General features: G+C 41.1%; 27 protein-coding genes. 25 read left to right on the forward strand and 2 right to left on the reverse strand.

All coding sequences use genetic code 11. The features are described 5' to 3' along the window. Positions 1 to 50: 50 nt before the first annotated feature. The gene (locus tag V7266_RS22175; RefSeq protein WP_335471053.1) at positions 51 to 1,325 is read right to left on the reverse strand and encodes a replication-associated recombination protein A; all 1,275 of its coding nucleotides are present in this window, start codon (positions 1,323 to 1,325) and stop codon (positions 51 to 53) included. 224 nt (positions 1,326 to 1,549) lie between these two features. Between V7266_RS22175 and cymR the strand changes: the two genes are divergently transcribed. The 22 genes from cymR to V7266_RS22285 all read left to right on the forward strand — a co-directional run bounded on the left by cymR (position 1,550) and on the right by V7266_RS22285 (position 22,640). After that, a complete protein-coding gene (gene cymR, locus V7266_RS22180; protein ID WP_335471056.1) occupies positions 1,550 to 1,972 on the forward strand; it encodes a cysteine metabolism transcriptional regulator CymR in 423 nt (140 codons plus the stop codon). 112 nt (positions 1,973 to 2,084) lie between these two features. After that, positions 2,085 to 3,227 (forward strand): cysteine desulfurase family protein, encoded by a 1,143-nt coding sequence (locus V7266_RS22185; RefSeq protein WP_335471058.1) that lies wholly within the window; start codon positions 2,085 to 2,087, stop codon positions 3,225 to 3,227. Positions 3,228 to 3,264: 37 nt separating this feature from the next. After that, positions 3,265 to 4,383 carry a tRNA 2-thiouridine(34) synthase MnmA gene (mnmA, locus tag V7266_RS22190; RefSeq protein WP_335471060.1) on the forward strand — a complete coding sequence of 373 codons (1,119 nt, stop codon included), beginning with the start codon at positions 3,265 to 3,267 and terminating at the stop codon, positions 4,381 to 4,383. A gap of 431 nt (positions 4,384 to 4,814) precedes the next feature. Beyond that, a complete protein-coding gene (locus V7266_RS22195; RefSeq protein ID WP_335471063.1) occupies positions 4,815 to 5,468 on the forward strand; it encodes a tetratricopeptide repeat protein in 654 nt (217 codons plus the stop codon). A 31-nt stretch (positions 5,469 to 5,499) separates the two neighbouring features. Further along, a complete protein-coding gene (gene recD2, locus V7266_RS22200; RefSeq protein ID WP_335471064.1) occupies positions 5,500 to 7,914 on the forward strand; it encodes an SF1B family DNA helicase RecD2 in 2,415 nt (804 codons plus the stop codon). A 25-nt stretch (positions 7,915 to 7,939) separates the two neighbouring features. Beyond that, positions 7,940 to 8,416, forward strand: a complete 477-nt coding sequence (locus tag V7266_RS22205; protein ID WP_335471065.1) for a PRC-barrel domain-containing protein — start codon at positions 7,940 to 7,942, stop codon at positions 8,414 to 8,416. Between the two features lie 11 nt (positions 8,417 to 8,427). After that, positions 8,428 to 8,619: a hypothetical protein gene (locus V7266_RS22210; protein ID WP_098529891.1), complete on the forward strand. Its 192-nt coding sequence runs from the start codon at positions 8,428 to 8,430 to the stop codon at positions 8,617 to 8,619. A gap of 46 nt (positions 8,620 to 8,665) precedes the next feature. Further along, the gene (locus tag V7266_RS22215; protein ID WP_335471067.1) at positions 8,666 to 8,800 is read left to right on the forward strand and encodes a YrzQ family protein; all 135 of its coding nucleotides are present in this window, start codon (positions 8,666 to 8,668) and stop codon (positions 8,798 to 8,800) included. 94 nt (positions 8,801 to 8,894) lie between these two features. Next, on the forward strand, positions 8,895 to 9,959 hold the full coding sequence (locus tag V7266_RS22220; protein ID WP_335471070.1) for an AI-2E family transporter: 1,065 nt from the start codon (positions 8,895 to 8,897) through the stop codon (positions 9,957 to 9,959). Between the two features lie 135 nt (positions 9,960 to 10,094). After that, positions 10,095 to 10,220 carry a hypothetical protein gene (locus V7266_RS22225; RefSeq protein ID WP_335471073.1) on the forward strand — a complete coding sequence of 42 codons (126 nt, stop codon included), beginning with the start codon at positions 10,095 to 10,097 and terminating at the stop codon, positions 10,218 to 10,220. Positions 10,221 to 10,466: 246 nt separating this feature from the next. Then, the gene (gene alaS / locus V7266_RS22230) at positions 10,467 to 13,103 is read left to right on the forward strand and encodes an alanine--tRNA ligase (protein ID WP_335471076.1); all 2,637 of its coding nucleotides are present in this window, start codon (positions 10,467 to 10,469) and stop codon (positions 13,101 to 13,103) included. Between the two features lie 114 nt (positions 13,104 to 13,217). Then, entirely contained in the window at positions 13,218 to 13,484 is a 267-nt protein-coding gene (locus tag V7266_RS22235; RefSeq protein ID WP_101651947.1) for an IreB family regulatory phosphoprotein, read from the forward strand. Positions 13,485 to 13,487: 3 nt separating this feature from the next. Beyond that, on the forward strand, positions 13,488 to 13,904 hold the full coding sequence (gene ruvX / locus V7266_RS22240; protein ID WP_335471079.1) for a Holliday junction resolvase RuvX: 417 nt from the start codon (positions 13,488 to 13,490) through the stop codon (positions 13,902 to 13,904). A gap of 12 nt (positions 13,905 to 13,916) precedes the next feature. Continuing rightward, the gene (locus V7266_RS22245; protein WP_335471082.1) at positions 13,917 to 14,216 is read left to right on the forward strand and encodes a DUF1292 domain-containing protein; all 300 of its coding nucleotides are present in this window, start codon (positions 13,917 to 13,919) and stop codon (positions 14,214 to 14,216) included. A 167-nt stretch (positions 14,217 to 14,383) separates the two neighbouring features. Continuing rightward, positions 14,384 to 15,520 (forward strand): endolytic transglycosylase MltG, encoded by a 1,137-nt coding sequence (gene mltG, locus V7266_RS22250; RefSeq protein WP_335471085.1) that lies wholly within the window; start codon positions 14,384 to 14,386, stop codon positions 15,518 to 15,520. Positions 15,521 to 15,791: 271 nt separating this feature from the next. Next, entirely contained in the window at positions 15,792 to 16,436 is a 645-nt protein-coding gene (locus V7266_RS22255) for an O-methyltransferase (protein WP_335471087.1), read from the forward strand. Positions 16,437 to 16,441: 5 nt separating this feature from the next. Continuing rightward, positions 16,442 to 17,371, forward strand: a complete 930-nt coding sequence (locus V7266_RS22260; protein ID WP_335471090.1) for a peptidase U32 family protein — start codon at positions 16,442 to 16,444, stop codon at positions 17,369 to 17,371. Between the two features lie 201 nt (positions 17,372 to 17,572). Continuing rightward, complete coding sequence (locus V7266_RS22265; RefSeq protein WP_335471092.1) at positions 17,573 to 18,847, forward strand: peptidase U32 family protein; 1,275 nt, start codon at positions 17,573 to 17,575, stop codon at positions 18,845 to 18,847. Further along, on the forward strand, positions 18,844 to 19,479 hold the full coding sequence (gene udk / locus V7266_RS22270; protein WP_335471102.1) for a uridine kinase: 636 nt from the start codon (positions 18,844 to 18,846) through the stop codon (positions 19,477 to 19,479). The genes V7266_RS22265 and udk overlap by 4 nt, the downstream gene beginning before the upstream one ends. 162 nt (positions 19,480 to 19,641) lie before the next feature. After that, a complete protein-coding gene (gene greA, locus V7266_RS22275; protein WP_335471094.1) occupies positions 19,642 to 20,118 on the forward strand; it encodes a transcription elongation factor GreA in 477 nt (158 codons plus the stop codon). A 59-nt stretch (positions 20,119 to 20,177) separates the two neighbouring features. Continuing rightward, complete coding sequence (locus V7266_RS22280) at positions 20,178 to 21,932, forward strand: peptidoglycan D,D-transpeptidase FtsI family protein (protein ID WP_335471095.1); 1,755 nt, start codon at positions 20,178 to 20,180, stop codon at positions 21,930 to 21,932. Positions 21,933 to 22,013: 81 nt separating this feature from the next. Beyond that, positions 22,014 to 22,640 (forward strand): YrrS family protein, encoded by a 627-nt coding sequence (locus V7266_RS22285; RefSeq protein WP_335471097.1) that lies wholly within the window; start codon positions 22,014 to 22,016, stop codon positions 22,638 to 22,640. Positions 22,641 to 22,670: 30 nt separating this feature from the next. On the opposite strand, the gene V7266_RS22290 is transcribed toward V7266_RS22285, so the two are convergent. Then, the gene (locus tag V7266_RS22290; RefSeq protein WP_335471098.1) at positions 22,671 to 22,874 is read right to left on the reverse strand and encodes a DUF2536 family protein; all 204 of its coding nucleotides are present in this window, start codon (positions 22,872 to 22,874) and stop codon (positions 22,671 to 22,673) included. Positions 22,875 to 23,165: 291 nt separating this feature from the next. Between V7266_RS22290 and mtnN the strand changes: the two genes are divergently transcribed. From mtnN to V7266_RS22305, 3 genes are read left to right on the forward strand one after another with little or no spacing between them, the layout of a single operon-like run. Further along, on the forward strand, positions 23,166 to 23,861 hold the full coding sequence (gene mtnN, locus V7266_RS22295) for a 5'-methylthioadenosine/S-adenosylhomocysteine nucleosidase (RefSeq protein WP_335471099.1): 696 nt from the start codon (positions 23,166 to 23,168) through the stop codon (positions 23,859 to 23,861). 17 nt (positions 23,862 to 23,878) lie between these two features. Continuing rightward, positions 23,879 to 24,802 (forward strand): PLP-dependent cysteine synthase family protein, encoded by a 924-nt coding sequence (locus tag V7266_RS22300; protein WP_335471100.1) that lies wholly within the window; start codon positions 23,879 to 23,881, stop codon positions 24,800 to 24,802. 1 nt (position 24,803) lies between these two features. Next, positions 24,804 to 25,937 (forward strand): bifunctional cystathionine gamma-lyase/homocysteine desulfhydrase, encoded by a 1,134-nt coding sequence (locus V7266_RS22305; protein ID WP_335471101.1) that lies wholly within the window; start codon positions 24,804 to 24,806, stop codon positions 25,935 to 25,937. Positions 25,938 to 25,968 lie beyond the last annotated feature (31 nt).

Here is a 25,968-nt window from a genome sequence, read left to right on the forward strand (position 1 = left end):
AAAGGTGCCTGTCACCATGTGAAGAATTCACATGGTGACAGGCACCTTTTCTACTTTCTAGACCTGGTTAATTTTTCATATACAGTCGCGAGGGCTTGTTCAAATTTCCCTGTTTTTTTAGGCTGGTAGTATTTTTTATTTTTAAGTTTATTCGGTAAGTACTGCTGAGGCACCCAGCCGTTCTCATAGTCATGTGGATATAAGTAGCCAATTCCTCTGCCAAGCTCTTTTGCACCTTTATAATGGGCATCCTTTAAGTGGTCCGGTACTTCGCCGACAATTCCTTTTTGGATGTCATCTAAAGCCGCTTGTATCGCCAGTACCGCCGAATTTGATTTAGGTGATAAGCAAAGTTCAATCACTGCATTTGCAAGTGGAATCCTCGCCTCAGGAAAGCCAATTCTTTCTGCTGTTTCAATTGCAGCCAATGTCCGTGCTCCTGCTTGGGGATTGGCTAGTCCTATGTCCTCATAAGCAATCACGATTAATCTGCGGCTGATGCTTGGAAGGTCACCCGCTTCAATTAAGCGGCCAAGATAGTGTAGAGCAGCATCCACATCGCTTCCGCGGATGGATTTCTGAAAAGCTGAGAGGACATCATAGTGACCGTCTCCATCTTTATCGGCAACCAAACTTTTCTTTTGTAAGCATTCCTCGGCGGTTTCCACATCAATATGTATAACACCTTCCGAATCTTTATCTGTTGATAGGATGGCCAGTTCCAGGGCATTCAAAGAGCTGCGGACATCCCCATTTGACCCTTGAGAAAAATGCAATAATGCCTCTTCAGATATCTCTACTTTTTCTTTGCCATAGCCGCGCTCATCATCATGAAGTGCCCGCACTAAGGCTTGCTTGACTTCATCCGGGGACAAAGGCTTTAGTTCGAAAATTTGACAGCGGCTTCGAATGGCCGGGTTAATCGCATGATAGGGATTACTGGTTGTGGCCCCAATTAATACAATCATCCCGTTTTCCAAATAGGGAAGAAGAAAGTCTTGTTTGGCTTTATCTAAACGGTGGACCTCATCAAGCAGCAGAATGACTTTCCCAGACATTTTTGCCTCTGCTGCCACAATCTCCATATCTTTTTTATTATTCGTTACTGCGTTTAGTGTCCGAAAGGCATATTTTGTACTTCCAGCAATGGCACTCGCGATAGATGTTTTACCAATTCCTGGCGGCCCATATAGAATCATTGAGGTCAGCTGTTTGGCTTTTACCATTCTCGCGATAATTTTTCCGTCCCCAACAAGATGATGTTGTCCTACAACTTCTTCGATTGTTCGTGGCCGCATGCGGAATGCTAATGGTTTTTGCTGCATAATCATCTCTCCAAAAATTGAACTGATATACTGGTTCGAACTTTTCGTTTTATGATAGAAAATCTGTTTTATACATAAGTCTTAAGGTATACTCTTTCGATTTAACTTTACCATTTTCCCTTGGAAAAGCATATTAAAGAAGAATATGATATAATTTTTAATGCCTATCAATTTACTGAGATTTTTTTATTTAATAGATAGATTAACGAATAGGGGTGCATAAGATGAAGATTTCTACTAAAGGTCGTTATGGTTTGACAATTATGATTGAACTAGCTAAAAAACATGGTGAAGGGCCTACCTCTTTAAAGACGATTGCTCAAGCTAATGAACTATCCGAGCATTACTTAGAACAATTAATTGCTCCATTACGGAATGCAGGTTTAGTCAAAAGTATAAGGGGTGCTTATGGAGGATATGAATTGACTAATGCGCCTTCCAAAATTACTGCAGGCGATGTCATTCGTGTACTAGAAGGCCCAATTACCCCTGTCGAAGGGATTGAAGATGAGGAACCGGCTAAACGCGAGTTATGGATCCGCATTCGTGATGCGATTAAAGATGTTTTGGACAACACCACATTAGAAGATTTAGCCAGCCACAGTGATGATCAGGATCTAGAGGAAGGTTATATGTTTTATATTTAAGGTTAAAAATAAAAAGTGCGTCTGTTTCGCAATGACCAGACATTCATTTATTGATAACTTATCATCGTTTTAATTGATTTATAAATGAGAATTATTGATTGAAGGTGTAATTATGGAACGAATCTATCTCGATCATGCCGCAACGAGTCCGATGCATCCTAAGGTGATCGACAAGATGGTAACCATTATGAATGCTACATTTGGAAATCCTTCAAGTATTCATTCATATGGCAGGGAAGCACGTCATTATATTGATTTAGCGCGGGCTGCACTTGCCCGCAGCATCGGAGCCCAGGAAACCGAGATTATTTTTACAGGAAGCGGAACAGAAGCCGATAATATGGCGTTATTTGGTGTCGCTGAAAGCTACCAAACGAAGGGAAAGCATGTGATTACAACGCAGGTAGAACACCACGCCGTACTTCATGCTTGCAAAAAGTTAGAAAAATTGGGCTTTGAAGTTACGTATCTGCCGGTTGATGAAACAGGAAGAATTTCAATGACAGACCTCCAAGCGGCACTAAGGGAGGATACGATTCTAGTATCGGTCATGTACGGCAATAACGAGGTAGGAACCATCCAGCCAATTAACGAAATTGGTCAACTGCTAGAAGGGCACCAAGCCATTTTTCATACAGATGCAGTCCAGGCATACGGGCTAGAAAACATCGATGTCAACGAGAGCAAAATTGATTTATTATCTGTATCCGCTCATAAAATTAATGGTCCAAAAGGGATCGGCTTTCTTTTTGCAAGGTCAACGGTTAAATTAGTGCCGCGTCTTTTTGGCGGTGATCAAGAAAGAAAACGCCGGGCCGGTACAGAAAATGTGGCCTCTATTGTGGGATTTCATGAAGCGGTTTTACTAGCGAATGAAGAGCGGTCAACTAAACGTGAAAAGTTTATTGAACTGAAAGAAACGTTAATAGAAAAGCTCCATGAAGGACAGGTTGAATTTAACATAAACGGATCGCTTGAATATTCATTGCCACATGTATTAAACTTAAGCTTTCCTGGAACAAGTGTGGAGGCGATGCTTGTCAACCTTGATTTAGCAGGTATTGCCGTATCAAGCGGCTCCGCATGTACGGCTGGATCCATTGAGCCTTCCCATGTTCTTGTTGCCATGTTTGGTAAACAATCAGAGCGGCTGATCAATTCCATCCGCTTCAGCTTTGGTTTTACAACGACAAAGGAAGATGTCTGTAAAGCAGCTGAAGAAATCGTGAAAATTGTTAAGCGTCTGAAAAAATAGATGGAGAATGAATTTGCTAGACGAGAGAGGTGAAATCATGGAAAGAAAAGATCCAAAGGATATACGTGTAGTAGTTGGGATGTCAGGTGGAGTGGATTCCTCAGTTGCTGCGCTATTATTAAAGCAGCAAGGGTATGACGTTATCGGCATTTTTATGAAAAACTGGGATGACACCGATGAAAATGGTGTGTGTACTGCAACAGAAGATTACGAGGACGTCATTCGTGTCTGCAATCAAATTGGCATTCCCTACTATGCTGTAAATTTTGAAAAACAATATTGGGACAAGGTATTTACCTATTTCCTTGATGAATATAAGGCGGGCAGGACGCCAAACCCTGACGTAATGTGTAACAAAGAAATCAAATTTAAAGCCTTCCTAGAACATGCGATGAACTTAGGGGCGGATTATCTTGCGACAGGACACTATGCCCGCGTCGAGTTCCGTGATGGCGAATATAAAATGCTTCGCGGCCTTGATGAAAATAAAGACCAAACCTATTTCCTCAATCAATTATCGCAGGAGCAGATAAGTAAAGTGATGTTCCCAATAGGGAATCTTGAAAAGTCACGGGTTCGGGAAATTGCCAAGGAAGCTGAGCTTGCTACAGCAACGAAAAAAGACAGTACTGGGATTTGCTTTATTGGCGAAAGGAATTTTAAAGAGTTCCTAGGTCAATATTTACCTGCACAGCCTGGAAACATGGAGACGTTTGAGGGTGAAGTAAAAGGTAAACATGAAGGGCTGATGTATCATACGATTGGTCAGCGTCATGGTTTAGGGATTGGCGGATCTGGTGAACCGTGGTTTGCAATTGGCAAGGATCTAAAAAGAAACATCCTATATGTTGGCCAAGGTTTCCATCATGAAAAACTTTATTCTGATTCGATTACGGCTGTTAATGTAAGCTGGGTTTCAAATCGTGAAAAGCCTGCTGAATTTGAATGCACAGCCAAATTCCGTTATCGCCAGGAAGACAATAAAGTAACGGTTCGCCTGTTAGAAGGCGATAAGGTTCAGGTCTTGTTCCATGAACCTATCCGAGCCATTACGCCTGGACAAGCGGCTGTTTTTTATCTAGGTGACGAATGCCTAGGCGGCGGAACGATTGATGAAGTCTACAAAAATGGTGAACGGTTAACGTATGTTGGCTAATTTAAGACCCTGATTCCTTTGATGGAGTCAGGGTTTGTTGCTGTTAGACGGAGAAAATAAGAAAACAGATGGAATAAATTCTGATTGGGGCGGAATTAATTAGAGATATGGCGGAATAAAAGACAAAGTTGGCGGAAAAAACGAAGACATCGTATGGAATCATCCTATTTGGCGGGGGCTAATCGGCCTTTTACGGCTGTTTGGCGGAAAAATCAGGAAAACCGGCGGAANNGGCGGAATTAATTAAAAAGTTGGCGGAATAATCCAGAAGACGTGCGGAAAAAACGGAAGAATCGGCGGAAAAACTCCCAAAACCGGTGGAATTGATTTAATAAGACCACCGAAGTAAACTGCCACAAACCGCTAAAAATCCAAACCATAATTTCAAACAAAAATATGTTATACTTTCATGTAGGATTGGAGTTGGAAAAATGGATAAAAACCAATTAGGTGTACAATACATGCAAGAAGGAAACTGGGAAGAGGCTGCTAAAGCCTTTAACGATGCAATCGAAGAAAACCCAAAAGACCCAGTAGCCTATATTAATTTTGGCAACGTTCTTTCAGCAGTAGGCGATGATGAAAAAGCAATCAGATTTTATCAAAAAGCAATTGAAATCGACGAAAATGCTGCTGCTGCTTACTATAGTATCGGAAACATTCTCTTTAGCCACGACCGCTTCGCAGAAGCAAAACATAGTTTCGAGCAGGCCATGAAAAAAGGACTCGACTCAAGCGACACCTACTTTATGTTAGGCCTGACACTCCTTCAGCTAGACCAAGGCAAGCTAGCCCTTCCATACCTGCAGAGAAGTGTCGAACTAAACGAAAAGGACTCCGAGGCCCGCTTCCAGTATGGGCTATGCCTCGCTCAAAATGATCTTATTGATGAAGCCATCATTCAACTAAAAAATTGTATAGAACTAGACCCTGATCATTCAGATGCTTATTATAATTTAGGCGTCTCGTATGCACTCAAGGAAAATCAGACCCAGGCGCTTGCTATGTTTAACAAAGCACTCGAAATTCAGCCGGACCACTTACTAGCAGGACACGGCAAGAAATTACTTGAACAAAATCTCTAAAAAATAAACATTGATGAAAGGAGGGAGCAGAATGGAAAAACAAGACACCCTCGATTTATTCGCGGAACAAGGAAAGTTCGTTAAAGGAAGACCGATCGTAACCATTTTTCATAACGAACAAAACTTGTATACCGTCCTTAGGATCCGTGTCGATGAAACCAATGATCAATACGATGACAAAGAAGCGGTAATCACAGGGTATTTCCCGAAAATCCACGAACATGAAACGTATGTCTTTTTCGGGGAGTTTAAAGAACATCCAAAGTTTGGTCTCCAGTTCCATACAAATCATTTCCGCAAGGACATGCCTCAGTCAAAACAAGGGGTTATTGCCTATTTATCAGGTGATATGTTTAAGGGGATTGGGAAGAAAACAGCGGAGAATATTGTTGAGACTCTTGGTGAAAAAGCCATTACAAAAATTTTAAATCAGCCGTCATTGCTTGATTCCATTCCAAAGCTCCCTCCCGAAAAAGCCAAAATGCTTTACGATACTTTGATGGAGCATCAGGGCCTTGAACAAGTGATGGTCGCTTTAAACCAATATGGTTTTGGTCCGCAAATTTCTATGCGTATCTACCAAGCGTATAAAGATGAAACACTTTCCGTTATTCAAAAAAATCCTTATCAGCTTGTCGAGGACATTGAGGGGATTGGTTTTGGCCGGGCGGACGAGCTGGGCTATCAGCTCGGGATTTCCGGGAACCATCCTGATCGGATTAAAGCAGCCTGCCTTTACACGCTTGAAAATGAAAGCATGCAAACAGGTCATGTTTTTTTACACGCGGAGGATTTGCTCGAGCAAGTAAAGTCGCTTCTAGAAGAAAATAAGCGCGATCAAATTGAGTTTACGGATATCTCAAGTGAACTGATTAAACTCGAAGAAGAGGGAAAAATAATCGGCGAGGAAAAACGAATTTATCTCCCCTCTTTATTTTTCGCAGAAAAAGGTCTTGTTACGAGCATTAATCGGATCTTACAGCAGACCGAATACAGCGAACAATTCCCTGAATCTGAGTTCCTCCTGGCACTAGGCGGCTTGGAAGAGCGTCTAGGTGTGCAATATGCCCCTTCACAAAGAGAAGCCATTCAAAATGCGCTGATGTCTCCTATGCTGATCTTAACAGGTGGTCCCGGAACTGGTAAAACCACTGTTATAAAAGGGATTGTCGAGCTTTACGGTGAACTGCACGGCTGTTCGCTTGAACCAAAGGATTACTTTAAAAAAGATGAGCCGTTTCCGATTTTACTAGCAGCCCCGACCGGCCGAGCAGCGAAACGTATGACTGAATCCACCGGACTGCCTGCTGTTACGATACACCGCTTACTTGGCTTTAATGGGTCAGAAGGATTTGACCGTGATGAAGCAAGTCCGCTAGAGGGGAAAATAATAATTGTAGACGAGACGTCCATGCTCGATATTTGGCTTGCCAATCAGTTGTTCAAGGCTCTCCCGGAACATATACAAGTTATCATGGTAGGCGACGAGGATCAGCTTCCATCGGTAGGACCTGGACAAGTGCTAAAGGATTTGCTGCAATCTGAACGGATTCCTACTGTCCGCCTTACTGATATTTACCGTCAAGCAGAGGGGTCTTCCATAATCGAACTCGCCCATGAGATAAAAAAGGGCTATTTACCTCCAAATATAACTGCAAAACAAAGAGACCGTTCTTTTATAAAATGTTCAACCGCACAAGTTGCACAAGTGGTAGAAAAGGTTGCACTTAATGCTAAAAATAAAGGATATACAGCAAAGGATATTCAGGTGCTCGCACCGATGTACCGCGGTCCGGCGGGGATAGATCGTCTTAATGTCCTTCTGCAAGAAATATTTAATCCGAATCCTGATGGGAAACGGAAGGAAATCTCCTTTGGTGATGTAAAATACCGAATTGGGGATAAGGTGCTCCAACTCGTTAACCAGCCGGAAAGCAATGTCTTTAACGGTGATATTGGAGAGATTATCTCTATCATTTATGCCAAAGAAAATACTGAAAAACAAGATATGATTTATATCTCCTTTGAAGGTAACGAGGTGGAATATACCAGACAGGATTTAAATCAAATTACTCATGCCTATTGCTGCTCCGTCCATAAATCGCAGGGAAGTGAGTTTCCGATTGTGATTATGCCGATCACAAGAAGTTATTACAGGATGCTGCAAAGAAATTTAATCTATACAGCAATCACAAGAAGCAAACAATCGTTGATAATCTGTGGGGAAGAAGATGCGCTTCGAATGGGTGTCGAACGGGCAGAAGAGCTTCGAAGACAAACTACACTTTGCCAAAAACTGCAGGAATCCCTTGCAACCATCGTAAATCAACAGGAGGATAATCCTGACAGTGAATTATCCTATGAAGAGGAATTAATGCAGGTAAATCCGATGGTCGGAATGGAAAACCTTACACCTTATGATTTTCTAACAAATGACGGAAACTAAGAAATGTTCGGGGGGTGGAAACGCTTTGCGGACATTTTCTTTACTAAAAGGGCAGCCTGTTTTTGAAACAAACAACGGTTCTAAAATAGGTGAGATAACAGATCTTTGCATCGCAAGCACAGGAAAAGTCGAAGGATTGTTAGTGAAAAAAGGGATATTCTTCAAGCAAACCTTCTTCTTGGATATCCAGAATGTGGCTTCCTTTGGCTGGGATGGAGTAATGGTTGAGGATACCGGATATCTTGAAAAACTTAAGGATAGTCCTGAATATACATTAACCCATCAACATTCCTTAGATGGCAAAATGATGCTTTCTAAAAGCGGTGATTCGCTCGGATTGTTAAAAGATGTATATTTTCAGGAAGAATTGGGCACAATCGTAGGGTATGAAATTACGGATGGCTTCTTTTCGGAAATCACGGAAGGCAAACAAGTCATTCAATCCGGGAAGCCCGTCGCGATCGGAAAGGATGCCATTATCGTAGATGTAGATAATACGTGAGGTGTCTTTTCATGTTCAAGTGTCCCAATTGTCAAAGTAAAGATATCGGCAAAATTGGTATCAACCAGTACTATTGCTGGAATTGTTTTATTGAACTATCCGTTAACAAAGGGATTATCAATACCCATCAGGTAGAGGAAGACGGGTCATTAAGTTCCTTGGATGATTTGTTCGAAGAAGAAGAACGTCGTTACACGATTTGACCGAGGTTTTCTCGGGGTCTGGCCATTCTGTTTAAGAGGTGAGACGATGAATAAAATGATGACGACAATGCTTGTGTTTGGTGCAGGGATGGCAACATACAATATTGCCCAAAGAAATAATATAATGTCAGCCCGCAATATGAAAAGGATTCAAAAAAAGGTAAAGCGCGCGATATTTTAGGTTTTCCCCCTCAAGATCTTTGAGGGGGATTTTAGCATAATACCTGTATATTTCCACCATCAGTCTCCAAAACTAAGCGAAGGAGGGCCTTGAAGTGGATATTCGTGTGAAATGGTATTATCGAATTGGTTTTTTGCTCCTTTTATTAATCGCTATCTATGTATTTTTAAAGATTAGTTCCTTGTGGATGCCGATTGTTAAAATAATGGGAACAATCCTTTTTCCTTTTATAATTGCTGGCTTTATTACCTATTTACTACACCCGATTGTGGAGAAATTACATGAAAAAGGACTGCACCGTGGTCTTGCTATTATCCTCATTTATTTTATTTTTTTTGGCGGTATCGGCTTTTCCTTGTATAAGGGAATTCCAGTCGTTATTGACCAAATCAAAGATTTGTCTGAAAGTGCTCCCGTTTTTGCTGAGCAGTATCGGGACTGGATTTCAATATTGCAAAAGCATACAAGGGAATGGCCAGACGGTTTGCAAGCAAGGGTTGATCAGGGTATCGATGCCTTTGAAAATAAACTCAATTCATTATTGACCATTATCGTTAATATCCTTGTCAACATTCTAAATTCAGCCTTATTGATGATGATCATTCCGTTTATAACCTTTTACATGTTAAAAGATTATCCGTTATTAAAAAGGACTGTCTGGTATTTAACGCCAAAAAAATGGCGTAAGAAAGGGACATTATTTCTTAAGGATGCTGACCAATCACTTGGAGGCTATATTAGAGGGCAGCTGCTTGTTTGTGTTATAATTGGCAGTATTTCCTCGCTGTTATTTTGGCTCTTTCATTTAAAATATCCATTACTATTAGGGTTAATTGTTGGTGCGACGAATGTAATACCCTATTTTGGTCCAATTATCGGGGCTGTCCCCGCAGTTATTATTGCTGCCACCATCTCGATGAAATTGGTTATTATTACGCTTGTCATTGTCTTTGGATTACAGTTTCTTGAAGGGAATATTTTATCACCGTATATTGTTGGGAAAAGTTTACATATGCATCCTTTGTTAATTATGGCGGCTTTAACGACTGGTGGTGAAGTTGGCGGGATTTTAGGATTAATTCTCGCCGTTCCAATCCTTGCCGTCCTCAAAGTGGGCATTATTCATGCAAAAAACCACTTAACGAAGGAATCAAATTGACAAACGTTTTGTTGGTGGCTATAATTCGTGATATAGAATAATTGTTTGAAAATGTAGAAGGATTGAGTATGTTGTAGTCCATCTGTAACGCTGAGCGTAAAAGAGAGGAGCTTCCCAGGCTGAAAGAGGCTCTAGATGAAGGATAACAGAAAGCTAATCTGGAGTGCAGCTAATCACTGCCGTCGCTGCCGCGTTAAGGCAGATTTTGAGAGATGGATACAGGATTTTTGTATTCATAATCAGGGTGGTACCGCGAGATAAGCTCTCGTCCCTGTTTTGGGATGAGGGCTTTTTTGTATGCTTTTTTTAAATTGGCTGTGTTAAATTAGGATGTTGATTTCAGCTCCAGGCGCGAACGGTTCGCGGGCGGTCCGGGGAGCCTCCTCGGCGCTTTACGCCTGTGGGGTCTCCCCAGCCCCTTACTCCCGCAGGAGTCTGCGCGCCCTCCGCTCCAATTAACATGCTTAACATCAACAAATCAGCCTTAAAATTAAGGAGGTCTAAAAAATGAAAAAATTAACAGGAGCTCAGATTCGTTCCATGTTTTTGCAATTCTTTAATGAGGAAAAAGGACACAACATTGAACCAAGTGCCTCACTTGTCCCACATGATGACCCATCATTATTGTGGATCAACAGTGGAGTTGCAACCTTAAAAAAATACTTTGATGGTCGTGTGGTTCCAGAAAATCCAAGAATCACAAATGCCCAGAAATCTATTCGTACAAACGATATTGAAAATGTCGGAAAGACGGCACGTCACCATACATTCTTTGAAATGCTTGGAAACTTCTCTATCGGAGATTATTTCAAAAATGAAGCGATTGTTTGGGCATGGGAGTTTTTAACTTCAGATAAATGGATCGGTTTTGACCCAGAGCTATTAAGTGTAACTGTCCATCCAGAGGACCATGAAGCATATGAAATCTGGAGTAAAACCATTGGCATACCTGAAGAACGTATTATCCGATTAGAAGGAAACTTTTGGGATATCGGGGAAGGCCCAAGTGGACCGAATACAGAAATATTCTATGACCGCGGTCCTGAATATGGAGATGACCCAAGCGACCCTGAATTATATCCTGGCGGTGAAAACGAACGCTACCTTGAAGTTTGGAATCTGGTATTTTCCCAATTTAACCATAACCCGGATGGTACCTATACACCGCTGCCAAAGAAGAATATTGATACAGGGATGGGACTGGAGCGGATGGCGTCCGTTGTACAAAATGTTCCGACCAACTTTGACACGGACTTATTTATCCCAATTATTCGTGCAGCAGAAGAAATCTCTGGCGTAAGTTATGGGGTAGACAAAGAACAGGACGTTGCTTTCAAAGTCATCGCGGACCATATTCGTACCGTTGCCTTTGCTGTTGGTGATGGAGCTCTGCCATCAAACGAAGGCCGCGGATATGTACTCCGTCGTTTGCTCCGCCGCGCAGTACGCTATGCGAAGCAAATCAATATTAATCGTCCATTTATGTTTGAACTAGTCCCGGTCGTGGGCGAGATTATGCAGGACTTTTATCCTGAAGTAAAGGATAAAACAGAATTTATTCAAAAGGTTATCAAAAATGAGGAAGAGCGTTTCCACGAAACCCTTCATGAAGGCTTAACCATTTTAGCCAGTGTCATCAGCAAGGAAAAAGAAAATGGCAGTGATACCATCTCGGGTGCAGATATTTTCCGCCTTTATGACACGTATGGTTTCCCGGTTGAATTAACAGAAGAGTATGCAGAGGAAGAAGGCATGAAAGTTGATCATGACGGATTCGAGGCAGAAATGGAGCAGCAGCGTGAGCGTGCCCGTGCCGCCCGTCAGGATGTCGATTCTATGCAAGTTCAAGGCGGCGTTCTCAGGGACGTAACGCTTGATAGTAAGTTTGTCGGCTATGATGAGCTTACAACTTCTTCTACAGTTTCCGCCATTATCAAAGATGGTGAACTAGTAGACCAGGCTGGTACTGGTGAAGAAGTCCAGGTGATCCTTGATATTACTCCATTTTATGCTGAAAGTGGTGGTCAAATTGCTGACCGCGGCCTACTCGAGGGTGATGGCGTAACCGTTGCGGTTAAGGATGTCCAAAAAGCTCCGAATGGTCAAAATCTGCACAAGGTTGTTGTAAAGAGCGGCCAGTTGAAAATGAATCAACAGGTAAAGGCTACTGTAGACGCCGAAAACCGCGTTCAAATTATTAAAAATCATACGGCAACACATCTGCTTCATCGTGCCTTAAAAGATGTACTTGGGGAGCATGTTAACCAAGCAGGATCACTCGTTGAACCTGAGCGTCTCCGGTTTGATTTTTCTCACTTTGGTCAAATCACTCCAGAAGAATTGGAACAAGTGGAACGAATTGTTAACGAAAAAATCTGGCGCAATATTGAAGTGAATATTAGTTTAAAGCCAATTGCTGAAGCAAAGGCAATGGGAGCCATGGCACTATTTGGTGAAAAATATGGTGATATAGTCCGTGTGGTAAAAGTTGGAGATTACAGTTTGGAACTTTGCGGAGGATGCCATGTACCGAATACTTCCGTCATTGGATTGTTTAAAATTGTCACAGAAGGCGGAATTGGTGCTGGAACTAGAAGAATTGAGGCTGTAACCGGGGAATCAGCTTATAAATCATTAATTGAGCAAGTTGGGTTATTAAAGGATGCAGCGGAAAAGTTGAAAACTAACCCAAAAGATATTGGCAGCCGTGTTGAAGGACTAATGGCAGAAATTAAACAGCTGCAGAGGGAAAATGAATCACTTGCTGCAAAGCTTGGCAATATTGAGGCTGGCAACCTTGTTTCAAAGGCTAAAGAAATCAACGGTGTAACCATTTTATCTGCAAAAGTACAAGCTGCTGATATGAATAACCTGCGAAATATGGCCGATGACTTGAAACAAAAGCTTGGATCCGCTGTGATCGTCCTTGGCAGTTCGCATGAAGGTAAAGTAAATCTGATTGCTGCAGTTACAAAGGACCTCATCGAAAAAGGTTATCATGCTGGTAAATTGATTAAAGAAGTTGCTTTCCGATGCGGCGGCGGCGGCGGCGGTCGTCCTGATATGGCGCAAGCTGGCGGTAAAGATCCAGAAAAATTGGATGCAGCCCTTCAATATGTGGATGAATGGGTGAAATCCATTTGATAATGGGACAAAGTAGTGTAAAATGTAAATAACTAACACTAGAAATGCTGCGGTGTGGATAGACACTGCAGCTAGACTATACATTTCTCGTAAAAAATAAGCGAGGTGCATGAAATGAGCTCATTTGATAAAACGATGCGGTTTAATTTTCCAGAAGACCCATTTGAACATGACGTAAACGATGTTCTGTTTCAAGTCTATGAGGCCTTACAGGAAAAGGGATATAATCCAATCAACCAAATAGTAGGATACTTATTATCAGGAGACCCTGCCTATATTCCACGTCATCGTGACGCTCGTAACATTATACGAAAGCTCGAACGGGATGAAATAATTGAGGAACTGGTAAAATCCTATCTAAAACAACAACGAGAGGGTTAACGAATGCGCGCAATGGGATTAGATGTGGGCTCGAAAACGGTGGGCATTGCCTTGAGCGATGAACTTGGCTGGACGGCCCAGGGCTTAAAAACCCTCAAAATTAACGAAGAAAAACAACAGTTTGGTTTTGAGGAAATTGGGCAATTAATAAAGGAGTATCAAGTCGATACAGTTGTCATCGGCTTACCTAAAAATATGAATGGGACGATTGGGCCGCGTGGTGAGGCCAGTAAACAATATGCGGCCGAAATTGAAAGCAGATTTTCTGTTCCAACCGTCCTGTGGGACGAGCGGTTAACGACAATGGCTGCTGAGCGTGTTTTGCTAGAGGCAGATGTCAGCCGGAAAAAGCGAAAAAAGGTCATTGATAAAATGGCTGCAGTTATGATTCTCCAAGGTTATCTTGATAGCAAAAATTAATGAGGTGAAAAAATGGCGCACGAACATAATCACGAAGAGGACCGCTACATTACACTTGTGGATGAAAAAGGTGACGAACAATTATTTGAAATACTTTTCACATTTGACTCAGACGAGTTTGAAAAATCTTATGTATTCTTTTATCCAGTAGGTGAAAATGAAAATGAGGAGGATGAAATTGATATCCTTACTTATGCATACATCCCTACAGAAGACGGCGGTTTCGGAGAATTAATGGAAATTGAAACAGACGAAGAGTGGGATATGGTAGAAGAAGTTTTTAATACCTTTAACGAGGAACAGGAAGATTAATTAGTAAGACCGGCCATTATTGGCCGGTTTTTTTGTACTGATTTTTTTACAAATTCATTGTTAAATTGACATTTTTCGTCCTATATGCTCAAATTATTAATGATATCTATTTTAAGATAATATAGATAAGAGTAGTGTTACCATTGGCTTTGGGAAGGAGGAACAGGATGACAATAAAAGAAAAAGGCAATAAAAAGGACGTCATTCGACAAAAAATGCTAGAACAACACCATGAAGCAAAAATTGTACGCAAGATTGTTTTATTTATATCCATATTCCTGCTATTATTCATAGTTTTAATTGGCGGTGGAGGTTATCTCTATATACAGTCTGCTCTAAAACCTATTGATGCTGACAGTAAGGTGTATAAAACAGTTGATATTCCCATTGGATCTTCTGTAACTGGAATAGGTGAAAGATTAGAGAAAAATAGAATTATTAAAAATGCCAGGGTTTTTAAGTACTATGTAAAGCTTAAAAACGAAGGCGGCTTTATGGCGGGGAAATACCAGCTTAGTCCTTCCATGGATGTTCCTGAAATTGTCAGCCGCTTGAAAACGGGAAAGGTACTGGCTGAGGCAACTTTTAAGATTACCATTCCAGAAGGGAAACAACTAAAGGAAATCGCTGCGATTATCGCAAAAGCTACTCATCAAAATGAAGCTGATGTGTTTAATAAACTAAATGATAAACAATATATCAAATCGCTTATGATCAAATATCCTGATATCTTAACAGATGAAATCTTGCATTCTACTGTAAAATATCCGCTCGAAGGCTATTTATATCCAGCGACCTATCCATTTTTTAAACCAAATCCTTCTGTTGATGAAATCGTTACGGCCATGCTTGATAAAACAAGAACTGTTTTATCTGATTATACGGAAGAAGCAAAGGAAAAGAAGCTGTCTATTCATCAATTATTAACAATGGCTTCTCTTGTGGAGGAAGAAGCGACCGGTAAGGCCAACCGGAAAACGATTGCCAGTGTTTTTTATAATCGGCTGAAATCAGGAATGCCGCTCCAAACGGACCCAACAGTGTTATATGCACAAGGAAAACACAAAGAAAGGGTTTATTATAAGGATTTAGAAGTTGATTCTCCCTATAATACCTATAAAAATACCGGTTTGCCGCCGGGGCCGATTGCTAATTCTGGAAGGATTTCAATTGAGGCGGCTCTTGACCCGAACCAAACCGATTATTACTATTTCTTAGCAACAGCAGATGGTGATGTTATTTTTACAAAAACATTAGCTGAGCATAATCAAAAGAAGGCTGAGTATATTTCCAATAAAAAATAAATTAGAACTCGGGGGAAAGATTAGCATTCCCCCTTTTTTTATGATAAAATAATTCAGGTGTTTTAATAAGTACTCTATAGCGTAATCCACAGTATTAGGAATTGAGGCAGGCAGCTGCCCCAGAATGTAATGGTCCTCATCTGTGAACGCTATTTTTTCATGTCTAAAGAATTCTTCTTTGGCAAATAATAAAAGCATTTGAACTTAATTATGGCCCGGTTATTAGCTTCAAGGCTGCCGGCCAGCTTATAAGGATAGAGGTGACGGCAGCTTGTTAAATAATGAGAAGCTGCATTCTTATATAGAGAGTCTATTTCCTGACAGGAACCCCTTGTTGAGTGAAATGGAGAATTATGCCAGTGAACATCGTGTTCCCATCATGGAATTGGCAGGTATTGAAACCATGCTGCAATTATTGAGAATTCACCGGTCAGAAAGAATTCTGGAGGTTGGTACAGCGATTGGCTATTCCGCATTACGAATGGCTGAAGCCCTTCCTGAGGCAAGAATTGTCACGATTGAACGGGATATCGAAAGAATTCAAACAGCAAAAGAATATATCCAGCGATCTGGCAGAGCTGAACAAATTACCTTAATCGAGGGAGATGCCCTTGAAGTAGAGGAATTTGTTCGCAGCCATGGTCCTTTTGATGCTATCTTTATAGATGCGGCGAAGGGCCAATATAAAAAGTTCTTTGAGCTTTATGCAAAGTATCTGACAGCCGAAGGGATGGTTGTTACAGACAATGTTTTGTTCAAGGGCCTTGTTGCAGAAGCAGAAATTGAATCAAAAAGAATCCGTAATCTTGTCAAAAAAATAGCTGAATTTAATCAGTGGTTAATGAACCACTCTGAGTATGATTCTGTTATTTTACCAGTTGGTGACGGAATCGCGATTAGCAAAAAGAAGAGGTGAGAGGAATGAAAAAACCAGAATTACTTGTCACTCCATTAACCGTTGATGATATTTTGCCATTAGCAGAGGCAGGTGCGGATGCGTTTGTAGTGGGTGAACAACGCTATGGTCTTCGCCTTGCAGGTGAATTCAACCGTGAAAATGTCCAAAAGGCAATTGAATTAGCTCATAGTAAGGGGAAAAAAGTCTATGTAGCAATGAATGCTATTTTTCATAATGAAAAAATTGCTGAACTTGGCGACTATATTCAATTTGCGAAGGAAGCAAAAGCAGATGCGATTATTTTTGGTGACCCAGCCGTTTTAATGACGGCAAAAGAAGTGGCTCCTGAGATGAAGCTTCATTGGAGTACTGAAACAACAGGGACTAACTGGTTTACGTGTAATTATTGGGGCTCCAAGGGTGCGAAACGATCCGTTCTTGCTCGTGAGATTAACATGGATGCCATTGTTGAAATAAAAGAAAAGGCGGAAGTGGAGATTGAAGTGCAAGTTCATGGCATGAGCTGCATGTTCCAATCCAAACGATCCCTGCTTGGAAATTACTATGAATATCAGGGTAAGGTAATGGAAATCGAGAATCGTAAAATGGAAGAAAATATGTTCCTGCATGATAAAGAGCGTGGAAACAAATATCCAATTTTTGAAGATGAAAATGGTACCCATATTATGAGTCCAAATGATATTTGTATCATTGATGAACTGCAGGAAATGATTGAGGCTGGTGTTGACTCTTTTAAAATTGATGGGATTTTAAAGAGCGCTGAATATATTTTAGCTGTTACTAAAGCCTACCGTGAGGCCATCGACTTATGCGTCGAAGACCCTGATGCTTATGATGACAAAAAGGACGAGCTGTTAGAGGGATTGGAAGAAATCCAGCCAGCAAATCGTCCATTAGATACAGGATTCTATTTTAAAGAAACAGTTTATTAGAAAAGCGGAGGCAACTGAACAGCGCATGACAGGCCAGGGGCCTGCTTCGACTGAGATAAAGGAAACACGGAGAGCGATAGCAAGCCGATGTTGACTTATCGTAGGGAGAAGTGGGATGGCCACTAATCGCTAGGAGCCGGAGCTAGACATTAATCAAATTAAAACGAAAATTTACTTATTTTTTATGGGAGGGGTTCACTCGTGAATACAGTTAAAGACAAAATTTCTGAAATCATTGATGGAAAACGTGTCATTGTAAAGAAGCCAGAACTCCTTGCTCCAGCAGGCAATCTTGAGAAATTAAAAATTGCTGTTCATTATGGTGCGGATGCCGTCTTTATCGGCGGCCAGGAATATGGACTTCGTTCAAATGCTGATAACTTTACCTTCGAAGAAATAAAAGAAGGCGTAGAGTTTGCAAGGAAATACGGAGCAAAAATATATGTAACTACCAACATTTTTGCTCACAATGAAAATATTGGCGGGATAGAAGAGTACATTCTGGGCTTGAAGGAAACCGGGATCGCAGGAATTATCGTAGCAGATCCACTTATCATCGAAACATGCCGCCGCCTGGCTCCAGAAATTGAGATTCATATAAGTACTCAGCAATCACTTTCCAACTGGAAGGCTGCTCAGTTTTGGAAAGAAGCAGGGGCAGAACGGGTCGTTTTAGCTCGTGAGGTTGGGGCAGACGAAATTAGGGAAATGAAGGAAAAGGTAGATGTGGAAATTGAAACCTTTATTCACGGTGCGATGTGTATTGCTTACTCCGGACGTTGTACACTAAGTAATCACATGACTGCAAGAGATTCAAACCGAGGCGGCTGCTGTCAATCATGCCGTTGGGATTATGATCTCTTTAAGCTTGAGGGTGTGGATCAAGAAACTGCCCTGTTTGGCGAAGGGGACGCACCATTTGCAATGAGTCCTAAAGACCTTAATTTAATCAAGGCTATTCCAAACATGATTGAGCTTGGAATCGATAGCTTAAAAATTGAAGGACGGATGAAATCCATTCATTATATCGCTACAGTTGTTAGTGTTTATCGTAAAGTAATTGATGCGTATTGTGCTGACCCTGAAAACTTTGAAATTAAAAGAGAATGGTTAGCAGAACTAGACAAATGTGCAAACCGCGAAACTGCTCCGGCCTTTTTTGAAGGTATTCCAGGGTATAAAGAGCAAATGTTTGGCAATCATAGCAAGAAGACAAAGTTTGAATTTGTTGGACTTGTATTAGATTATAACGAGGAAACACAAATCGTAACCTTGCAGCAGCGCAACCATTTTAAACCAGGGGATGAAGTGGAATTCTTTGGACCTGAACTCGAAAACTTTACGCATGTAGTGGATAAAATTTGGGATGAAAAAGGGAATGAATTGGATGCAGCAAGACATCCACTTCAAATTGTACAATTTAAAATGGACAAACCGGTATACCCTAACAACATGATGCGAAAGGAGAACGCATAATGCGCAAACCGGTTGTTATTGGTGTAACCGGCGGCTCAGGCTCCGGAAAAACCAGTGTAACAAATGCTATCTACGAAAGTTTGAAAGAACTCTCTATCTTAGTCCTGGAGCAGGATTATTATTATAAAGATCAGCACAATGTTCCATTTGAGGAACGGTTAAAAACAAATTATGATCATCCGCTTGCCTTTGATAATGATCTGCTGATTGAACATATTGAGGCGCTTTTACGTTATGAAGCAATCGATAAACCTGTTTATGATTATTCCATTCATACACGCTCTGATAAGGTAATTCCTGTTGAACCTAAAGAAGTTATTATCCTAGAAGGGATTTTAGTACTTGAAGATGAGCGGCTTCGCAATTTAATGGATATAAAATTGTACGTGGATACAGATGCTGATTTAAGAATTATCCGTCGGTTAGAGCGGGATATAAGGGAACGGGGCCGGACATTTGATTCGGTCATTGCCCAATATTTAAATGTCGTCAGGCCGATGCATAACCAATTTATTGAGCCAACCAAACGCTATGCAGATATCATTATCCCTGAAGGCGGGCAAAATCATGTGGCCATTGATTTGATGGTCACAAAAATTCAAACAATTCTTGAACAAAAGTCATTTTTATGACACAATAGCAAAAGAATAGACGTAAATAAATAGTTATCGTGCGCGCCCTTTTTTGAAAGGACGCGCTGCTATGTATTTACCTGTATGGTACAATACCTACATAATAATAATTACATACACAATTCTAATGGGGGATTGTGAAGACTAGAAGGAGTGAGGGTTTTGGCTACAGAGAAAGTATTTCCGATGACACAAGCAGGTAAAGAAAAATTAGTACAAGAGCTTGAATACTTAAAATCAGTTAAACGTAAAGAAGTGGTGGAAAGAATTAAAATTGCCAGAAGCTTTGGTGATTTATCTGAAAACTCCGAGTACGATTCTGCAAAAGAGGAGCAAGCATTTGTAGAGGGCCGGATTACAACGTTAGAAAATATGATCCGTAATGCTAAGATTATTGCTGAAAGTGAGATGGCCGGGGATTCAGTTTCTCTAGGAAGCTCTGTTACCTTTGTAGAACTTCCTGACGGCGAAGAAGAAACCTATTCCATTGTGGGTAGTGCAGAGGCTGACCCGTTTGAAGGAAAAATCTCAAACGATTCACCGATTGCGAAGAGTCTTCTTGGGAAAAAAGTGGGCGACCAAGTAACGGTTCAAACTCCAGGTGGAGAAATGAACGTACGTATAATTTCCATTAAATAATGAAACATTTGTTTGAAAAGCATGCACCTCGTCAAAACTTTTGACGAGGTGTTTTTTTTATGTGGAAGAGACGGGCTCTTGGATGGCTTTTTGTATGTATCATAGGTCTGGCATTGCTTTTAGTCCGGCTTATGGAAATTCAATTAATTAAAACAGAAACATTTTCAAAGCATAATGTCAATTTACTCGAGGAAAGCGTCAAGCAGAGAACACAGGAGCTAGTGATTGATAATGGCAGAGGGAATTTTCTGGACCGGAATGGCAATATGCTAACTCATAAAAAGATTTCCGTTCTAGTCCTGTTTCCTTTTTTAAAAAAAATCGATTGGGATGTAAAGAAAGTTTCTGAAATAACGGGAATTTCAGAAAATGTACTTAAAATGGCTGTTGAAGGGGCAAAAAAGCCGTTTGCCTTTGGTGACCTCAAGCCATTGGAGTTAACTTCCTCCCAAATGGAACGAATTAATCAATTAAATATTCCTGGTGTTTTCGCGATTGAAAAAAAGTTTGAACGATCGCAAATACCGGCTGAACAATTGATTGGTCTTACGGGTGAAAACCCAGAGGAAGTGAAGAAACGTTATCCTGCTAAAGAACTATCAGAAAAAACTTTGCTTGGTGTATCAGGACTAGAGCAAAGCTTTGATGAATTTCTTTTACCTGAGGGTAAATCAAAACTTGTTTACCATGTGGATGGTTCGGGCGGACCTCTATTCGGTATTAATGTTAAGTACGTTGATCCGGCCAACCCGTTTTATCCTGTTAATGTGCGTACCACCATAGATAAAAGTATCCAGCAAAAGGCCGAGGATTTAGTGGACAAGTACCAAATTAAAAAGGGCGGCCTCGTCCTCTTAAATATTGAGGATAATAGCATCCTCGCTATGGTCTCACGTCCTTCTATTAATAAAAAGGACCCTTATAGCGGTGCAGGGATCACCAATAAGATGTTGAAACAACAGATTGTGGGGTCTGTGTTTAAAACAGTTGTGGCAGCGGCTGCAATTGACAATGATCTTGATAACCCTATGCGACAATTTGATTGCAGTAAAAAGATAAATGGAAAACCAGAGGTTAAATATAATTATGGTATGCTGAATTTCACTAATAGCTTTGCAAGAAGCTGTAACCGCACCTTTGGTGAACTGGCTAAGGAATTACAAAAAAAGGACGCCTCTTCTTTAGAGGATTATGCTGAAAAATTAGCATTAACGAACTCTGTTGGCTGGTATGGAGATGTCTATCATACCAGTGACTTCAGACAACTTCCTGATGAAGATACCGGGAGAGTATTTGTATCGGATGCAGCGAGAAAAGATGCTAATATGGCGGCTATGTCTGGAATTGGGCAGAATGAAGTCCGTGCAACACCTTTGGCGGTTGCTAACATGATGGCAACCATAGCTAGAGGTGGAAAGAAAGAGATGGTCAGAGCAGTTTCAAAAATTGAGTATAAAAATGGGACAACGATGGTAACCTTTCCGGTACAAAAGTTGAAAGGAGATACCATTTCTCCTTACACCAGCATGAAACTGCAAAAATTGTTGCGCGAGGTGGTAACGAACCCGAATGGCACAGGCAGATGGTTTAAGGATTTACCTTATGAAGCAGCTGGAAAATCAGGTACAGCAGAAACAGGAAAATATGTGGCGGGTAAGCAGCTTCATAATAAATGGTTTGCCGGGTATTTTCCTTATAAAAATCCAAAATATGCCCTTGTTGCTGTAAATTTAGATGTGTATGATTCCGAGGGTGGAGTTAATTTGTTATTTGCTGACATGGTCAGAATGCTCTATGAAAATGATCATGACTAAAGAAGTAAGTAGGTTTTCCCTTCAAGTTCTCTTTAAATCATGTTAGAATATTAAGAGCCTTATTTTTAGGAGGGGAAAAGCTTGAGCAATGATTCTAATTCTCGTTCGGGTTATCGAGCGAAACGCAAAAAAACAAATGTGGTTTTGAATACTTTAATAGTTGTTGTCCTGCTATTAATTATCTTTGTTGCATATAATATATTTTCATCAGGAAATGACAATGCTTCGTCATCAAAGACGGATAGTACTAAAACGGAACAAACAAAAACAACAAAGAAAGAAACTACAGCAGATAAAGAAACAACAACCGATGAGACTACAAAAGACGACACTGTATCAAATGATGACAGTTCTTCTTCAGAGGATCAAACTGCAGCCGAGCAAGATAGTCAAGAAACAACCACACCTGAACAGCCAGAAGATACACAGGCAGTTGTTACTGATGATGGAAGTTCTTCTACTACCCAAACAAGTGAGCATAAAATGACATTTGAGGGGGAAGATTGGCAGGCGATGTTAAATGCCATTTCCAGTGCAACAGGTCTTGACCAAAGCAATATGACCGTATATTGGCTTGGCAGTGATAAGTCCACTAGCAATGCAGCCGTTGGAACCGTGGCTTCTAAAGATAAGTCACAGAAATATAAGGTTTATATAAAATGGGTAGATGGCAAAGGCTATGTCCCTACAAAGGTTGAACCACAATAAAGAAATAGGATGGTGCATAATTGCACCATCCTATTTCTTTTTAAAATGCACAACAGCTGTAAAATAAGTTTGACCGTTTTCGTTGACATGCATTTGATGGGAGACGGAATGGACTGATAACATAATTGCCCGGTTCTCATCAATCTGTGATTCAATCTTTTTCTGCAATGTCTGTAACTTATCGGCTTCGAAAAATTCTACCTTATCCTCAATAAAGTCTAGTTGAAAGTTCATCAAATTGTCCCCCTTTCCATATGTTCATTTTAGATATTTTCGTCCGTGTATACAATTGCTTTATGATAAAATCTAGCGGGTAGTTTTTAAATGGTGATAGAATAGGGTTTGCGGATACAATGTAGGAAACCGAGGAAGATTATAATCGTACATTCGTATTTGAAAAAACTAATGGCTTTCACTAACCCAGTCATACATAATTGAATACAATAATGCAAACCCATTTTTGATGGAGTGATATATTTATTTGTGCGGGTTAATGGCAGGCTAAAGAAAGAAAGAGGTAAATGTATGAAAATCGCAATAATCGGAGCAATGGAAGAAGAAGTAACCTTACTAAGAGAAAATATTAAGGATCAAACACAAGAAACGGTTGCTGGCTGCGAGTTCACATTTGGAAACATGCATGATTCAGAAGTTATCTTACTGCGTTCGGGTATTGGGAAAGTAAATGCGGCGATGTCGACGACTATCCTGCTTGAAAAATATAAGCCAGATTGCATCATTAATACCGGTTCAGCAGGAGGCTTTAATCCTTCTTTAAACGTTGGGGACGCCGTTATTTCAACAGAAGTCCGTCATCATGATGTCGATGTAACTGCCTTTGGATATGAATATGGCCAGGTACCTCAGCTTCCTGCTGCTTTTTTAGCGGATGACAAATTAATTTCCGTGGCTGAAGCTGCGGCAAGAGAACTTGAAAATTTTCAAATTGTTAAGGGATTAATCGTAACTGGGGACTCCTTTATGGAAGATCCGGCAAGGGTTGACTTCGTCCGGTCGAAATTTAACGATCTTCAGGCCGTTGAAATGGAAGCTGCAGCCATTGCGCAAGTGGCCCACCGCTTTGGTGTTCCGTTTGTGATTATTCGTTCGCTTTCCGACATTGCGGGGAAAGAGTCAGAAATCTCATTTGATCAGTTTATTGACAAAGCGGCAACTAATTCTGCTACTTTGGTTATGAGAATGGTTGCTGCCTTAAAATAGTACACAGGGGTGGAGCAATGCAGTTTTACAAAAACGTCCATGAATTAATTGGGCATACACCAATGGTTGAAATTACACAATTTTCTTTGCCTGAAGGCGTTCGTATTTTTGCAAAGCTTGAATTCATGAACCCAGGGGGAAGTGTCAAGGACCGCCTTGGAATCGAACTTTTACAAGAGGCGTTTTCGAGCGGGAAACTAAAGCCTGGCGGTACTGTCATTGAACCTACAGCTGGAAATACCGGAATTGGCCTTGCGCTAGCCGCGATAAATAAAGGAGTACAGGTCATTCTGTGTGTGCCAGAGAAATTTAGTATTGAAAAACAGGAATTGATGAAAGCACTGGGAGCTAAAGTCGTTCATACCCCAACAGAACAGGGAATGAAGGGTGCGATCGCTAAGGCTGAGGAGCTTTTAGAAGAAATCCCAGGTTCCTATTGCCCGCGGCAATTCGGGAATCCAGCTAACCCTGAAACATATTATAAGACACTTGGACCTGAGATTTGGGAACAACTGGATGGGAACGTCCAAATTTTTGTTGCCGGAGCAGGCACCGGGGGAACCTTTATGGGGACTGCCCGGTATTTAAAGGATCAGAACTGCGCGGTTAAGACGGTTATCGTGGAACCGGAAGGCTCCATATTGAACGGCGGTGAATCGGGACCTCACAAAACAGAGGGAATTGGGATGGAATTTTTACCAGGCTATATGGATCCCGCTTATTTTGATGGAATTTATACCGTATCAGATGATGATTCCTTTCGTCTGGTGAAGGAATTAGCTATGCACGAGGGACTGCTTTGTGGAAGTTCTTCAGGTGCAGCCTTCTATGCTGCCTTAGAGGAGGCAAAGACTGCAAAAGCAGGGACCAATATCGTGGTTATTTTTCCGGATGGTAGTGAACGTTATTTAAGTAAAAAGATTTTTGAAGGAGGCATATAGCTTGAAACCGAAAACAAGATTAATTCATGGCGGAATCAGTGAAGACCCTACAACTGGTGCTGTTTCTTTCCCAATTTACCAGGTAAGTACGTATAAACAGGAGGGGGTTGGGGGGCACAAGGGTTTTGAATATTCTCGGACAGGTAACCCAACCAGACATGCATTAGAAGAGCTCATTAAGGAAATTGAAGGCGGTACAGCAGGTTTTGCCTTTGGTTCCGGCATGGCGGCGATTACGGCTGTATTCATGCTGTTTAACAGCGGGGATCATGTCGTCATCACAGACGATGTTTATGGTGGGACGTTCCGTGTATTGACGAAGGTATTAAATCGTGTTGGTATTGATTCAACCTTTGTAGACACGAGCAATTTGGAAAATATTCAACGTGAAATTCGTCCGAATACGAAAGCGATATACATTGAAACCCCAACCAACCCTCTCTTAAAGATTACGGATATTAAGGCAGCAGCTACGCTGGCAAAGGAGCATAATTTGTTAACAATTGTTGACAATACTTTTTCCACTCCTTATTGGCAAAATCCGCTTGAGCTTGGGGCAGATATCGTCCTTCACAGTGCGACAAAATATCTTGGCGGTCACAGTGATGTGGTGGCTGGATTAGCGGTAGTAAACAGCGATAAGCTAGCTGAAGACTTACATTTTGTACAGAACTCAACAGGTGGAGTTTTGGGGCCGCAGGATTCATGGCTATTAATTCGCGGGATTAAAACATTAGGTATTCGCATGGAAGAAACGGAGGCGAATACGCAGGCAATTGTCTCATTTTTACAAAACCATCCGAAGGTCAATAAGGTATTCTACCCAGGCCTTGAAACGCATCCAAATCATGAGATTGCCAAAAGACAGGCGAGAGGTTTTGGCGGCATGGTATCCTTCGATGTAGGCAGCGGAGCAAATGCTGACCAAATCCTTAGCAGAATCAAGTACTTCACTCTGGCAGAAAGCCTTGGAGCAGTCGAGAGCCTCATTTCCGTACCGGCACGTATGACTCATGCCTCGATCCCAGCTGAACGGAGAGCCGAGTTAGGTATCACAGAAGGTCTAGTCCGGATTTCTGTCGGCATTGAAGACGTCGAAGACCTAATCGAAGACCTATCTCAAGCATTAAAATAATCAAAATACAGTAAAAGGTGACAGGCACCAT

It is taken from the genome of Neobacillus drentensis (assembly GCF_036965645.1).
In the GTDB taxonomy this organism is placed as follows: domain Bacteria; phylum Bacillota; class Bacilli; order Bacillales; family Cytobacillaceae; genus Neobacillus; species Neobacillus drentensis_D.